General features: G+C 61.1%; 13 protein-coding genes. 9 read left to right on the plus strand and 4 right to left on the minus strand.

The window, feature by feature from the left end:
- The first annotated feature begins 53 nt into the window (after window positions 1-53).
- Window positions 54-992: a right-handed parallel beta-helix repeat-containing protein gene (locus QHC67_RS01495; RefSeq protein ID WP_319290197.1), complete on the plus strand. Its 939-nt coding sequence runs from the start codon at window positions 54-56 to the stop codon at window positions 990-992.
- Window positions 993-994: 2 nt separating this feature from the next.
- Here QHC67_RS01495 and QHC67_RS01500 read toward each other — a convergent pair whose 3' ends face one another.
- Window positions 995-2,584, minus strand: coding sequence for an alkaline phosphatase family protein (locus tag QHC67_RS01500; RefSeq protein ID WP_319290423.1), 1,590 nt, complete (start codon window positions 2,582-2,584; stop codon window positions 995-997).
- 189 nt (window positions 2,585-2,773) lie between these two features.
- Between QHC67_RS01500 and QHC67_RS01505 the strand changes: the two genes are divergently transcribed.
- The 8 genes from QHC67_RS01505 to proC all read left to right on the plus strand — a co-directional run bounded on the left by QHC67_RS01505 (window position 2,774) and on the right by proC (window position 12,314).
- The gene (locus QHC67_RS01505; RefSeq protein ID WP_319290198.1) at window positions 2,774-4,813 is read left to right on the plus strand and encodes a protein-disulfide reductase DsbD family protein; all 2,040 of its coding nucleotides are present in this window, start codon (window positions 2,774-2,776) and stop codon (window positions 4,811-4,813) included.
- On the plus strand, window positions 4,813-5,568 hold the full coding sequence (locus QHC67_RS01510; RefSeq protein WP_319290199.1) for a TlyA family RNA methyltransferase: 756 nt from the start codon (window positions 4,813-4,815) through the stop codon (window positions 5,566-5,568). The genes QHC67_RS01505 and QHC67_RS01510 overlap by 1 nt, the downstream gene beginning before the upstream one ends.
- Window positions 5,569-5,623: 55 nt before the next feature.
- A complete protein-coding gene (locus tag QHC67_RS01515; RefSeq protein WP_413818469.1) occupies window positions 5,624-6,709 on the plus strand; it encodes an efflux RND transporter periplasmic adaptor subunit in 1,086 nt (361 codons plus the stop codon).
- Between the two features lie 15 nt (window positions 6,710-6,724).
- Window positions 6,725-9,844 carry an efflux RND transporter permease subunit gene (locus QHC67_RS01520; protein WP_319290201.1) on the plus strand — a complete coding sequence of 1,040 codons (3,120 nt, stop codon included), beginning with the start codon at window positions 6,725-6,727 and terminating at the stop codon, window positions 9,842-9,844.
- A gap of 47 nt (window positions 9,845-9,891) precedes the next feature.
- Window positions 9,892-10,440 (plus strand): TspO/MBR family protein, encoded by a 549-nt coding sequence (locus tag QHC67_RS01525; protein WP_319290204.1) that lies wholly within the window; start codon window positions 9,892-9,894, stop codon window positions 10,438-10,440.
- Between the two features lie 49 nt (window positions 10,441-10,489).
- Window positions 10,490-10,798, plus strand: coding sequence for an accessory factor UbiK family protein (locus QHC67_RS01530; RefSeq protein ID WP_319290206.1), 309 nt, complete (start codon window positions 10,490-10,492; stop codon window positions 10,796-10,798).
- 124 nt (window positions 10,799-10,922) lie between these two features.
- The gene (locus QHC67_RS01535; protein ID WP_319290208.1) at window positions 10,923-11,429 is read left to right on the plus strand and encodes a YbjN domain-containing protein; all 507 of its coding nucleotides are present in this window, start codon (window positions 10,923-10,925) and stop codon (window positions 11,427-11,429) included.
- A 75-nt stretch (window positions 11,430-11,504) separates the two neighbouring features.
- Window positions 11,505-12,314 carry a pyrroline-5-carboxylate reductase gene (proC, locus tag QHC67_RS01540; protein ID WP_319290210.1) on the plus strand — a complete coding sequence of 270 codons (810 nt, stop codon included), beginning with the start codon at window positions 11,505-11,507 and terminating at the stop codon, window positions 12,312-12,314.
- On the opposite strand, the gene QHC67_RS01545 is transcribed toward proC, so the two are convergent.
- From QHC67_RS01545 to QHC67_RS01555, 3 genes are all read right to left on the minus strand, one after another.
- Window positions 12,311-13,189 (minus strand): DMT family transporter, encoded by an 879-nt coding sequence (locus QHC67_RS01545; protein ID WP_319290427.1) that lies wholly within the window; start codon window positions 13,187-13,189, stop codon window positions 12,311-12,313. The two genes, proC and QHC67_RS01545, sit on opposite strands and share 4 nt — an antisense overlap.
- Before the next feature lie 106 nt (window positions 13,190-13,295).
- Window positions 13,296-13,607: a hypothetical protein gene (locus tag QHC67_RS01550; protein WP_319290212.1), complete on the minus strand. Its 312-nt coding sequence runs from the start codon at window positions 13,605-13,607 to the stop codon at window positions 13,296-13,298.
- A gap of 34 nt (window positions 13,608-13,641) precedes the next feature.
- Complete coding sequence (locus QHC67_RS01555) at window positions 13,642-14,178, minus strand: MarR family winged helix-turn-helix transcriptional regulator (protein ID WP_319290213.1); 537 nt, start codon at window positions 14,176-14,178, stop codon at window positions 13,642-13,644.
- Between the last annotated feature and the right edge of the window lie 65 nt (window positions 14,179-14,243).

The raw sequence follows: 14,243 nt of genomic DNA on the forward strand, positions 1-14,243 counted from the left end.
AAGATGGTTAAGCCATTGGCTTGGCAGCAGCACCTTGCGCTACTGCTTGTCCCATGAAATTGCCAGCCATAGCTCTTGTGCTCGTCACCGCCCTCGCATCCACGGCTCTTGCGCAGCAGCGTAGCGGGCCATTCGTGGTCGCGGAAAGCGGTAGCGGGTTTGGCACTCTTGCCGATGCGGTCAACGCCATCGGCAGCGGAACGGGCACCATCCTGATAGCGTCCGGCACCTATCGCGACTGCGCCGTGCAGTCGGAAGGTTCCATCACCTACCGCGCTGCCGCGCCTGGCAAAGCGATCTTCGATGGCGGCATTTGCGAGGGAAAGGCTGCTCTCGTGTTGCGCGGACGGTCGGCTACTGTCGAAGGACTCATATTTCAGAACATGCGCGTACCGGACGGAAATGGGTCGGGCATCCGACTGGAGCAGGGCGATCTCAACGTTGACAACAGCCTCTTTCGGAACAGCGAAGAAGGCATATTGACGCATGACGATCCCGCCCACGCCATTCGCATCGACCGCTCCACCTTCTCCCGCCTTGGCCGGTGCGATCGCGATTTGTCCTGCGCGCACAGCATCTATATCGGTCAATATGGGAGCCTGACGGTCACGCGCTCCCGGTTCGAGGCAGGCAATGGCGGCCACTATGTGAAGAGCCGCGCCGCGCGCGTCACGATCCGCGACAACAGCTTCGATGACAGCCAGGGCCGCCTGACCAATTATTCGATCGATCTGTCTAACGGGTCCGCGGGCACGATCACCAATAACGAGATGGTGCAGGGCAAGGACAAGGAAAACTGGTCCGCCTTCATCACCGTGGCGCCGGAGGGCCGTACCAACGACTCGTCCGGGCTAGATATCAGCGGCAACAGCGCCTCGTTCGTGCCCGGCCTAGATCGGCAAAGCACGTTCGTCGCGAACTGGACCGACGACCGTGTAAAGATCGGTGCCAACAAGCTGGCGGCCGGGGTGAAAGTCACCGACCGCCGCTGACACTATCTAGCGGCGCAGCTATCTCCGGCACCTGCATCGATATCCAGACAGCGACCATCGATTTCGCCTGCGGGCACCGCCAACCCAATCTGCGCGGCCAGCGTCGGCAGAATATCTACCGTTTCCACGCCGAGGGGCTGCTCGAACGGCTGAATCCCCTTGCGCCAGAACAGGATCGGCACGCGCCGGTCGTAATCCCACGGGCTGCCATGAGTGGCGACATAGCCCTTGGTCGGATCGTAGATCGGCGTGACTCGCGGTTTCAACATCACCAGGAAATCCCCGGAACGCGGGGCGTAGAAACTCGCACGTGCCTCCTGAAGAAGCGACCAGCGCTCCGGCGGGCCAGAAGGCGCAGGCGTGGCGGCGATCTGCTCCGCCGTGAACACCGCCTCGACCTGCGGCTGCGCACGAATCATCGCCAGTGCTTCCGTCTTCACTCTGGCACGCTGGGAAGCCGTCAGCGCCTTCGAGATATACATGTCGCCAGCGGGGCCATCGCCATAGATCAACTGCCCTGTCAGTCCAAGCTTCAGTCCGATGGCGTCGCTCAAGGCCTTGGGGGCCAGAGCCTCGGTGACGCGCTGGGCATCGGGCGCTCCGTGCTGGCGGTTACGTTCGGGCAAGTCATGACCGCCATGGTCCGCCGTCAGCACGACTTCATAATCCAGGCCGCTCTTGTCCAGCCGGTCGAAGAATGCACCCAGTTCGCGATCTGCGGCCGCGAGCTGCAGGCACATTTCGGCGCCGCTGGTTCCGTAGGTATGTCCGACATAGTCAGTCGCCGACATGCCGATGGAGATGATATCGGTCTGTGCCTGCTTGCCCAGCGCCATATCTTCGATGAGCGCAGCCGCCAGCACCAGCGTCGCCGCATCCTGCTCCGGCGATGCGCGGAACGCTCTGGCGTCACCGGCAGCGCGGGCGAAGTGGCCGGTGCCCACAGTCTTTCCAGCGCCAATACTGATCGGCAGGTCTTTGCCGGTGCAAAAGTCGGGCAACTCCATCGGTGGCCGGTCCTGTCCTATCAATGTGGCGATGCTTGCATTGACCTTTGCGACCAGCGGCGTCTCCGGAACGCCCTTGTAGCTCACATAGCTCTTTCCCCCCCACCACCATGTCTGCTCGATGTTCGGGCCCCCCATCATGATAGCAGCGCGGTCCTTGCCCGCCACGGATACCACGCGGGTTGCCGGATTGGCTTTCTTCATACGCCCGCCAAGCGTCGGCACGCGCAGATGCAGCGGCGAGGCAACATAATCGCCACTGCTGCTGCCCGGCTGCGTCTCGTCTTCGGCGCAGTAGACTGCCTTGTCGCTCCGCCCGACCGAGAGATCGAACCATGTATTGGCGATGATGCCGGTGCGAGCAGGACGGCTCCCCGTCAGGATGGTGCTATGGCCGGGGCAGGTCTCGGTCGCGGCATGGCTTTGATAGCCGTGCGAAAAGACCACGCCATTGGAGAGGCGGGCAAGGCCGCCGGTGAAGTGCTGGCGATACTCCTCGAACAAATTGCCCGAGAACTGGTCCATCGATATGGCGATGATCAGCTTCGGCGGGGCGGAAGGTTGCGCGGGAGCGGCTGCCGGCATGACGGTCGCAAGCGCGGCAATTGCAGTTTTGGCGAGGATGAAGCGGCGCAAATCTGAACTCCTTGATCGGGCGACCGGAGGACTTTCTTCAAGTCTCTTCTTTCTTGCCCGGAATAAAAGTAAAGGCATCTCCAACGTCGGACGGACAGGAGTATCGGCACCTGCCGTCTCGCCGCATGCGAGATCCCAATGCGAACCATTTATGTCCTCCTGATGACGTTGGCGAGCCTGTTCGTCACTGCTCCGGCGATTGCGCAGATCGGCGCGTTCGGCGGCGCCGAGCCGAATATCGCCGCAAAGCTGCAGGCGGAAAGCAATGCTCCCGCGCCGGGAAGGCCATTGACGATAGCTTTCGTCATGACGCCCAAGCCCGGCTGGCATGGATATTGGGAGAATCCCGGCGACGCTGGCATTGGCATGACGGTGAAGTGGACGCTGCCGGAGGGCGTGACCGCCGGCCCGCTGCGCCATCCGGTGCCGGAGACGCTCATGATCTCGGGGCTGATGAACTATGTTTATGAGGGTCCCTATGCGATCCTTGTGACGCTGAACATTCCCGTGACAATGAAGACGGGCGACCGATTGCCGATCCGCGCGCGGGGAGAATGGCTCGCCTGTACGCGGGAAGTCTGCGTTCCGGGCGGAGGCGATCTCGCGCTCGATCTCACCGTCGGCAATGGGAGCGTCAGCGCGGGGAGCCGGGCTTCCTTCGATCAATACCGCGCCCGGCTGCCACGTCCGCTAGGAAGCCCCGCACGCTTCGAAGTAAAGGACGGGCAATTCCGGCTGGCCATTCCCTATCCAGCCACTGCCGCCATTTCCGACGCGTATTTCTTCCCGCTGAAAGAAGGTGCGCTGAACTTCGCCAGCCCGCAGAAAGTAACGCGTGTTGGCGATATGCTGATACTCGAAACAAAGGCGGCGGGTGCAGCCAAGGGGGCCATCGGCGGTGTCCTGCGTACAGCGGCGCATATGGGTCTTGCGATAGAAGCAAGCCCCGGCGCGGTTCCTTCGACTCCATCTGGCGCGGCTGGCAATGGCGCATCAGCCATCTTGCTAGCTTTGGGCGGCGCTTTGCTTGGTGGGATATTGCTCAATATCATGCCGTGCGTCTTCCCGATCCTCAGCCTCAAGGCGCTGAGCCTTGCCAAGGCGGGGGGCGATCCCGGCGCGGCGAGGAGGGAAGCCGTCGCCTATGCGGCAGGAGTCATCCTCGCTTGCCTCGTTCTGGGTGCGACATTGCTCGCGCTGCGGGCTAGTGGCGCAGTGGTAGGGTGGGCCTTCCAGCTACAAGACCCCCGCGTCATCCTGGTGTTGTTGCTGCTCGTGACCGGCATTGCTTTCAACTTGGGGGGGCTTTTCGAGTTGCGGGCTATCGATGCGGGGGGAGCATTGGCAGGCAAGGGCGGTCTGCAGGGCAGCTTCTGGACAGGCGCTCTCGTCGCGTTCGTCGCAACCCCTTGCACCGGGCCGTTCATGGGTGCGGCCTTGGGGGCTGCCCTTGTGCTGCCTACGGCGGTGGCGCTGGCGATCTTCGCTGGGTTGGGGCTCGGCCTTGCTCTGCCATTTCTCGCGATTGCTTTCATACCGGCAATCCGCGCGCGGATGCCAAGGCCCGGCCCCTGGATGAAACGGTTCCAGCGCATACTCTCGATCCCGATGTTTCTGACGGCCCTTGCGTTAGCGTGGCTGCTCGGCCAGCAACTGGGACCCGGCGGAATGACTATAGGCCTGGCCGCAGCGATGGCTTTCGCCTTGCTGCTATGGTGGCTTGGAGCCCGGCAGGGGGTGGGACGGAGCGGTCTATGGCCTGTAGCGCTCGCTACTGTCTTGATCCTGGCGGGTGGCATTGCGTCGCTTCCTCACGCAGAAGAAGCACGTGCGGCCAAGGCTGAAGGGAGCGCAATCCCCTTCGATGAAGTGCGCCTCGCCCAGCTCCGGGGGCAGGGGAAACCTGTCTTCCTGTACTTCACCGCCGACTGGTGTCTCACTTGCAAGGTGAACGAGGCAGGAGCCATAGATCGCGTCGAAGTCGCGGACGCTTTCACCAAAGCGGGCGTGGTCACGATGGAGGGCGACTGGACCAACAGCGATCCTGCGATCGGGCGGTTCCTCGAAGCGCAAGGGCGTTCGGGCGTTCCGCTCTACCTGTTCTACCCTGCGGGCAAACCGGCCCAGACGCTCCCGCAAGTGCTGACCCCTGCGACCCTGACGGCGCTGGTAAGCTGATGGCCAAGCAGCGCGCAGACCAACTGCTCGTCGACCGTGGCCTAGTGGAAAGCCGCACTCGCGCACAGGCGCTTATCCTCGCGGGAATCGTGTTTACGGGCGAACGAAAGGTCGAGAAGGCCGGGCAGCAGATCCCCGAAGACGCGCCTTTGGACGTGCGCGGCAGGGATCATCCCTGGGTGTCTCGCGGTGGCATCAAGCTCGCCCATGCACTGACCCACTTCCAATGGGACGTGACGGGCGCCGTCGCGATGGATGTAGGAAGCTCGACGGGGGGCTTTACCGACGTACTGCTCACGAATGGCGCGGCGCGAGTCTATGCCGTTGACAGCGGCACCAACCAACTGGCCTGGAAGCTGCGAAACGATCCGCGTGTCATCGTCCATGAGCAGACGAGCGCCCGCATCCTCACTCCGGGGCATATTCCAGAGCCGATCGACCTCTTCGTATGCGATGCCAGCTTCATCTCTCTTTCGAAAGTTCTGGAACGGCCGCTGACCTTTGCAGCACCACGGTCTCGCCTGATCGCTCTTATAAAGCCGCAGTTCGAAGCTGGCCGCGAAGAGGTAGGAAAAGGCGGTGTCGTGCGTGATCCTGCAATCCACCAACGCGTATGCGATGAAGCGGCATCATGGACAACCGCTGCCGGGTGGGATGTGGCCGGCATAGTCCCAAGCCCTATCACCGGCCCAGAAGGCAATATCGAATTTCTGATGGCGGCTTACCGCAACTCGCACGTTCATATGGGCACGTGAAGCAGTGGCGGTCTGCTGCAGTTCCGATACCGTCAGAGGACATAAGCGCCACCCGATGCTGAGATCTATGGTATTCTGCGCGGCCATGCTGCTGGTCGCGGCGTGCAGTGGCGAGGTTGAGAAGCCCAAGCGTCCGCCCGCTCTTGTCGAGGTGGAAGCGGTCTCCAGCCAGACCTTCGCGGAAGTCATCGAGGCGGTGGGATCTGCGATCGCGAACGAACAGGTCGTTCTTTCGTCCCCAGTGACCGAACGCATCGTATCGTTGAACTACAGCGACGGCGGCTTGGTCCGGCGCGGCGAAGTCATTGCGCGGCTCGCCCAATCCCAGGAAGTTGCGGAGCTGGCCGGCGCCCAGGCGCGGGCTCAGGAGGCGACGCAGCAGCTCGAACGGATCAAGCAATTGCGTCAGCGCGGCTTTGCGACCGGAGCCAGTCTCGATACGCAGATTGCCGCCGCAAATGCTGCGAAAGCTTCGGCCGAGCAAGTAAAGGCGGCAATCAGCGATCGTGTCATCCGCGCGCCATTCTCGGGCTATCTCGGCCTTCGCACCGTGTCTCCGGGCGCGATCGTGGCGGCCGGTACGCCGATTGCGACGGTCAGTGACATTTCGCGCATAAAGCTCGACTTCAACGTTCCCGAAACGCAACTCGCCGCACTGTCGAAAGGGCAGGCGCTGCTGATTACTGCCGCCGCATATCCGGGGCGCGTGTTCAATGGCACGGTAGCCACGATCGATCCCGTGGTCGATCCGACGACCCGTGCTGTCGCCGTGCGGGCACTTCTGCCCAATACTGATCACGCTCTGAAGCCCGGTATGCTGCTGACCGTCAAAGTGCTTGCCCGCCAGCATCAGGGCCTGTCTGTCCCCGAGCTGGCCGTAGTGGGCGAAGCCTCTGAGCAATATGTCTTCGTGGCAGAGGGCGGAAAAGTGAAACGAGTGCTGGTCGACACGGGCGCGCGTCAGGATGGCCGCGTGGAAATCCTCAAGGGCCTGAACGCCGGGCAGAAAATCGTGACGGAAGGCGTCGTGAAACTTGCCGATGGAGCGCCCATCCGTATGGCGAACGAAAAAGGGAATGGAGCGGCGGCCGGTTCTGCGCCGCAACCCACCGCGGCTTCGCTGGCGGCAAATGTCCGATGACGCGCGGAGGTTGAAATGCAACTGTCCGACCTTTCCGTCCGCCGTCCCGTCTTTGCGGCAGTCATCGCAATCCTGCTCTGCATCGTTGGCCTGGTAGGCTATTTCAGTCTCTCGATCCGGGAGTATCCCGATACCGATCCGCCCGTCGTTTCAGTGCAGACGTCCTATACCGGCGCCGCCGCCTCGGTCATCGAAACGCGCATCACACAGGTTCTTGAAGACGCCATCGCAGGGGTGCAGGGCATCCAGACCATCACGTCGGACTCGCGCGACGGGCAGTCCAACATAAACATCGAATTCGATCCCACGCGAGACATCGATTCTGCCGCCAATGACGTGCGCGATCGCGTCGGTTCGGTTACGGAGGACCTTCCCGAAGATGTGATCGCGCCGGAAATCCGTAAGGTCGATGCGGATGCGCGCCCGATCCTGGTTTTCCTTTTCCGCAGACCTGGCTGGAGCCAGATCCAGCTTAGCGATTATGTGGATCGGAACCTCGCCGACCGTTTCTCAGCCATCAACGGGGTGGCGCGTGTCGCCATTTTTGGGGAAGCTCGCCCATCGACTCGTATATGGCTCGATCCTGAGCGGCTGACTGCCTTTGGGCTTACACCTGCGGACGTCGAAAATGCACTGCGTAACCAGAACGTGGAACTTCCAGCGGGACGCCTCGAATCGACGGCCCAGAACGTCACGTTACGAGTCGAGCGCCCCTTTGGCACTCCTGAACAATTTGCCGCGTTGACGGTGGGTCGTGGGACCAACGGATATCAGGTCAAGCTCGGGGACGTGGCGCGGATCGAGATGGGGGCGGAAGTCCCCTACAGCGCGTTCCGGGCCAATGGAGGCACAGGTGTTGGCGTTGCTCTGATCCGCCAATCTGGCGCCAACACTCTCGAAGTTGCCGAGCGGGCCAAGGCCCTGGCTGAGGAAATGCGCGTCAAGCTTCCAGCAGGCATGTCGTTCACCGTCGGCCTGGATGAGTCGCTCTTCATCAGCCGGGCAATCGAAAATGTGTATCACACTCTTGCTGAAGCGGCGGTCCTCGTCATCCTGGTGATCTTCCTGTTCCTGGGTTCGATACGGGCGACGATCATCCCGGCTGTCACCGTGCCCATCTGCCTGCTCGCGACCTGCGCGACGATGTGGTTGTTGGGGTTGTCAATCAACCTATTGACACTGCTTGCCTTTGTTCTTGCTATTGGGCTGGTGGTGGATGACGCCATCGTAGTGCTCGAAAACGTCTATCATCGGATCGAGCAGGGCGAAGACCCGCTGGTTGCTGCATTCGTTGGTACGCGGCAGGTCGGCTTCGCGATCATCTCGACGACGCTGGTGGTGTGCGCGGTCTTCGTGCCGATCATGTTTCTGGCGGGGCAGACCGGCCTGCTCTTTCGGGAGCTTGCCATTACGATGATCGCGGCAATCGCTTTTTCAGGGTTCATCTCCCTGAGCCTTGCCCCGATGATGTGTTCCAAGTTGCTCAGGAACAGTGAGCGGGGACGGCTCGCCAAGTGGGTCGACGGCAAATTCCAGCGCATCGAATCCGGCTATGGTCGTCTGCTGGACCGGGCGGTGCGTCGCCCTGCGATAACCCTCCTGATCGTCCTAGCTTTCCTCGGCGCGGCTGCGGGCCTCTTTTTCACGTTGAGTTCGGAACTCGCGCCAGCGGAAGATACCGGCGTTGTCGAAACCTCCGTCCTGGCGGCGGAGGGGACGGGCTTCGACAAGATGGTCGGCTACATGGGACAGCTCGAAAAGCAGCTGCTTCCCCTGCGAGACGAAGGAACCGTGGCCACGATACTGGTCCGGGTTCCAGGCAGCTTCGGCCAGAGCGACGACTTCAACAGCGGCATTGCGAACATCTTTCTGCGGCCATGGGAAGAACGGACGGAAACTACTGCCGAACTTGCGGCGCGCGTGACGAAGATACTTGCCGAACAGCCGGGCGTTCGCGGCAACGCGCAGCCAAGATCGGGCCTCAGCAGGGGCAGGGGGCAGCCCGTCAATCTCGTGCTTGCGGGCTCGACCTATGAAGGTTTGGTGGCGGCTCGGGACCGGATCATGGCGGCGGCCGCGACCTACCCTGGGATCGTCAATCTCGATAGCGACTACAAGGAAACCAAGCCGCAGATGCGCGTGGTTGTCGACATGCGGCGCGCCGGTGATCTGGGCGTTTCGGTCAACGACGTCAGCCAAGCTCTACAGAGCATGTTGGGATCGCGGCGCGTTTCGACCTATGTCGATCGAGGCGAAGAGTACCGGGTAATCGTGCAGGCGGATCGCGAGGGACGCTCGACGGTAACGGACTTGTCGCGCGTCAATGTCCGCTCCCGCAATGGCGGACTGGTGCCGCTCTCTGCGGTCGTTACGACGAATGAGGTAGCCGGAGCCCGGCAGCTGAACCGATACAACAAGCTCCGCGCCATCACGCTTACGGCAGGTGTGGCGCCCGGCTCTTCACTAGGCGAGGCTCTGGGCTTTCTGGAGGATCAGGCTAGGCAATCGCCAGAAGTCGTCGCGATAGGATATCGCGGGGAAAGCCAGTCTCTTCGTGAGACCGGAAGCGCAATCTGGCTCGTGTTCGGGCTGACGATCTTCGTGGTGTTCCTGCTGCTCGCGGCGCAGTTCGAGAGTTTCATCCATCCGGCCGTCATCATCGTGACGGTCCCCCTCGCCGTGGCCGGGGGCGTGATCGGCCTGGCGTTGACCGGCGGTTCGATCAATCTTTACAGCCAGATTGGCATCGTCATGCTGGTAGGACTGGCGGCAAAGAACGGCATCCTGATCGTCGAGTTCGCCAACCAGCTCCGGGATGAGGGGCTGGCTGTCGGGGAGGCGATACGGCAGGCTGCAAGTCGCAGACTTCGTCCGATTCTGATGACCTCGATCGCGACAGTGATGGGCGCTGTTCCGCTGGTGATCGCGCGCGGCGCGGGTGCGGGCGCGCGCAGCAGCATCGGTGTGGTCATCGTCTTCGGGGTCGCCTTTGCGACGGCGATAACCCTCTTTCTGATCCCTTTGCTCTATTCGCGGGTTGCGGGACGAACCGTTTCACCGCAAACCGTCTCCAAGCGGCTGGATTCGGCGCTCCGGGATTCGCCTGCAGCGGATGCTCCACATCCGGCCGAGTGATGTTATGGGCGCCGTCGCGTCGTGCAGGGTGGGGGGAATAGCCGCGGATGAATGAAATCGCGTCAAAGGGCCAGCTACGGCTCTCCTACTTGCGATGGGCGCTTTTCATAGTTCCGACAATCGTATTTTTGGGTTTTCTATCGGGCCGGATCTCCAACAGCGGCTATGGTAATCCGTGGTTCGATGAGCTGACCAAGCCATCCGCCATGCCGCCCGGCTGGGCGTTCCCCGTGGCCTGGACCACCCTCTACATATTGATGGCACTGGCGCTGGCGATGGTGATCGATGCGCGCCGCGCGAAGGGAAGGGGTCTCGCAATCCTCCTCTTCATCATTCAGTTTGCCGGAAATCTGGCTTGGTCGCCCTTATTTTTTGCGGCCCATAAAGTGACCTCCGCCCTTTATCTGATCTTGTTGATCCTCGTAGTCGCGACAGTAACGACGCTTATGTTCGGCCGGATCAGGAGCATGGCGGCCTGGCTTATGGTGCCATATCTTTGCTGGCTGGGGTTTGCCGCTGCCCTGAACTATGACATCGGCCGCCTGAATCCAGATGCGGAAACACTTGTTGTCCCATCCTTGCGTACCCAGATATAGCGGACTGGTGGCGTAAGCCACGCGCGCTTTCAACTGCCACAGGTGACTTATGCAAAGTGAAAACCGGCTGTTCGACGATCTGGCCAAGCTCATCAACGGTGCGGCTGGCACGATCGCTGGCGTAGGTCGCGAGTTTGAAGCCAACGCGCGAGAGAAAGCCAAGGAGTGGGTAGGCGGCATCGACGTCGTTTCCCGCGAGGAGTTCGACGCCGTGAAAGCGCTTGCCGCTGCCGCGCGCGAGGAAGTGGAACTGCTGAAGGCGCGTCTTGATGCCCTGGAAGGCAGCGCTCCAACCAACCTGAAAGCCAAGGTTGCGACCAAGCGTCCCTCCGCCGCAGAAGGCATTCAGGACGTCTGAGTTATCCACAGTTCGTCCACAGCATCCTTCCTGGCTTCTTTCTCGCGCGTCGCGGCACCTGTCCTTTCCACTTTTGCGATGCTAGGGCGGGTTTAGCCGCGTGCAGCCAGTTGATATAAGCGAAATGATGGGTAGCGACGAATTCGAACAAAATGGGCAGGAAGCTGCACCGATCGACATGCTGGCGGCGTATTTCGAAGCGCACGGCTGGTCGTTCGAATATGCCGGGGACGACGAGATTGCGGCCACGACGCAGGGGAGTTGGGCTCAGTATGAATTGCGGGCGATCTGGCGCGAAGAAGATCAGGTGCTTCAGCTTCTCGCATTGCCCGACATCAAGGTAGCTGACGACAAAAGATCCGCGATCTATGAGACGATCGGCCTGATTAACGAGCAATTATGGCTTGGTCACTTCGAGCTTTGGTCATCCAGCGGAATCGTCTTGTTCCGCCACGGTGCGCTGTTGGGGCAGGGCGACGGCATGACTCTCGATCAGGCGCAGATTCTCGTGGAGACGGCGCTCGATGAATGTGAACGCTTCTATCCTGTCTTCCAGTTCGTGCTTTGGGGCGGCAAGAGCCCGAGCGAAGCGATCAGCGCGAGTCTTATCGAAACGCGTGGCGAAGCCTGACGCCTTGGCCGCTTCGTATATGCCGGGGGGTAGGGAGCTTTAGGTGATCGGCCTTCACGCGACAGTAAATTTCCTATGACTCAGCAATGGCCCAAGCACCTCTTCATGATCGGGTGCGGGAATATGGGTGGCGCTATGCTGTCCCGCTGGATCGCGTGCGGTTTGGATCCGGCGAACGTAACGGTGTTTCGCCCAAGCGGCAAACCGGCCGCGCCCGGTGTTCAGGTGGTGAGCACGCCGCCCTTGAAGCTGCCGGCCGGTACTGTGGTCATGCTCGCCATGAAACCGCAGCAGATTGGCCAAGTAGCCGCAACCTTTGGCAGCCATGTAACGCCGGAAGTCGCTCTCATTTCGATCCTCGCTGGCATCAAGGTCGATGGCCTGCGACATCATTTCCCCTCCGTCTCCGACGTGGTCAGGATCATGCCGAACACACCCGTGGCGGTGGGAGAGGGGGTGTGTGCTCTTTACGCCGATGAAAGTACCTCTCCTGAATGTCGCGCCGCCTGCACGGATCTCATGCGGCCACTGGGGCTAGTCGAATGGATCGCGGATGAGGATGCCTTCAACCTGGTCACGGCATTGTCAGGATGCGGTCCCGCTTATCTCTTCCGCTTTATCGACGCATTAGCTGGCGCAGCGGAGGAACTCGGCCTGGAGCGTTCTCAGGCCGAACGTCTTGCGCTAGCTACTGTTGGCGGTGCAGCGACCTTGGCGGGCCAGTCCGAGAATAGCCCAGGCGTCCTCGCCGAACAGGTAGCGAGCCCGGGGGGAATGACCCGTAAAGGCATGGATGTGCTGGACGACGGTGACGCCCTTAAAAGCCTGCTCAGAGAGACGCTTAGGGCCGCACGGAATCGTGGCATCGAACTGGCAGGTGATTAGCGGTTGCTGTCGCCCGAGCCTCTGGTACGAAATCGAATTTCGCTGACGATAACGCCCGCCACAATCAGCGCGGCGCCTGCAAAGGCGGATCCAGGCAGTCTTTCCCCCGCCCAACGTCCCACTATTCCCGCCCACAGGGGCTCGCCTGCATAAATAAGTGTTGCACGCGTAGCTGAGACCGTCCGCTGCGCCCAGTTCATCACCAACTGGATCACGGCGCTCATCAACCCAAGCCCACAGGCGCACAGGACCAGCAGCCACGAGATCTGAGGAACGCTCTCGCCCGCCGGTACCATGGCAGCGCAGGCGAAAAGCGAAGTCGCACCGACTTGCACGACGGTAACCCGAATGGCATCCACGCTCCCGGCCCATCGGCTGATGAGCACTATTTCTACGGCTATTGCGATGGTGCTGATCAAGGTCAGCAACTCGCCGCGTCCCATCGTCACGCCGGGCTGAGGACCTGCGAGCAGAAGCAGGCCACTGAACGCACAGGCTACGCCGATCCAACTCATCAGGTGCGGTCGCCTCCCCAGCATGAGCCACTGCAGCACAGGGACCAACGGCACATATGCCGCCGTGATGAAGGCAGAAGTGCTGCTCGGTATGTACTGGAGGCCCCAGGTTTGCAGCCCGTATCCGACGAAGATGCCCAGCCCTATCGCCGTACCCGCCCAGCATTCCTTGACGGTAAGCCCTTGTAGAGTTCGGCCAGCGAAGAGAGCGGAAACGAGGAAGGCAGTGCCAAATCGCAGGCCCACGAAGAATAACGGACCCGTCGCAGTCAGGGCAGTCTGAACGATGAGGAATGTTGCGCCCCAAAGGACGGTTATACCAAGCAGCGCCAGTTCTGCTTTGCCGAATAGCCAACCGATTTGTTAGGTATGCCTAGAGGCTCAGGAGAAAGCTGCATCGCTGCAGCATTCAGACCAGTCGAGGCAGCGGGTCAAGCGATCATCAAGGCGGCAGAGATACTTTCGCTCAGTCCCTGATATCTCGGCCCGCCTTTTCAAGTGTTTTGGAAGCATCGTCCGTTGCGGCTGCCGCTTCGTTCTTTGCGCTTGACCCAAGGTCACTCGCGGCCGCGCCTACGTCATGTCCTATGTTCTCGATAGCGCGACCAGTCTTTTCCGCACCTGCCGCAATCTTGTCATCCGCGTTATTGATGCCGCGCTCTATGTCGTTCCCGATCGCTTCGCTGGCTTGGCCAACCTGATCCTGAGTCTTTTCGGAACATGCGGACATGCCGAGGGCAAAGATAAGGCTCAAGGAAGCGATAATGCCTGTTCTCACGTCAGTCTCCTGCCAAAACGATCTTCAACGGAAATCATCGAGAGCCATGTTGGGCTCCTCGAAGATGCACTGGTTGCTCTGGAGCGGAGCGCAGACCAGCGACCATCGAGAGGTCCTCAGCGGGTATCAGCCCCTCCAGAACGCGCCAGAATCCGGTAACCGACCCCTGACCCGCCTGTCCATAAGCGGTGGCCATCTTCTCCCGCAAAGCACGGAACAAATCCGCCTCTAACGCTGTCCCTGCAGTAGTCAGCCGAAGCAGCTTCTGACGCCGGTCCCGCTGGCCGGGTCGCGTTTCGATATACTCGCGCTCGATCAATTCGGTCAGTACTCGTCCCAGCGATTGCTTCGTTATCGCCAGTAGCTTCAACAAGTCGCTGACGGTCAAATCGGGCTGGCGGGAGATAAAATAAAGGGCACGATGGTGGGCTCTACCCAGGCCAAGCACAGCCAGCCCCGCGTCGATCGATTGAGTGAGGTTGCTGTAGCCGAAGTATAGCAGTTCGACCCCTCTGCGGATCTCATCTTCACGTAGAAAAAGCGGCGAGGCAGGTGGGGATGGGACAGCCATATTGACGTATATAGACGAGGCGACTAGGTTCGCGCAACTCCGAAGCCAAAGCACTATCGTACGGC

Origin of the sequence: Sphingobium sp. (genome assembly GCF_033795625.1) — a bacterium.
GTDB lineage: Bacteria > Pseudomonadota > Alphaproteobacteria > Sphingomonadales > Sphingomonadaceae > Sphingobium.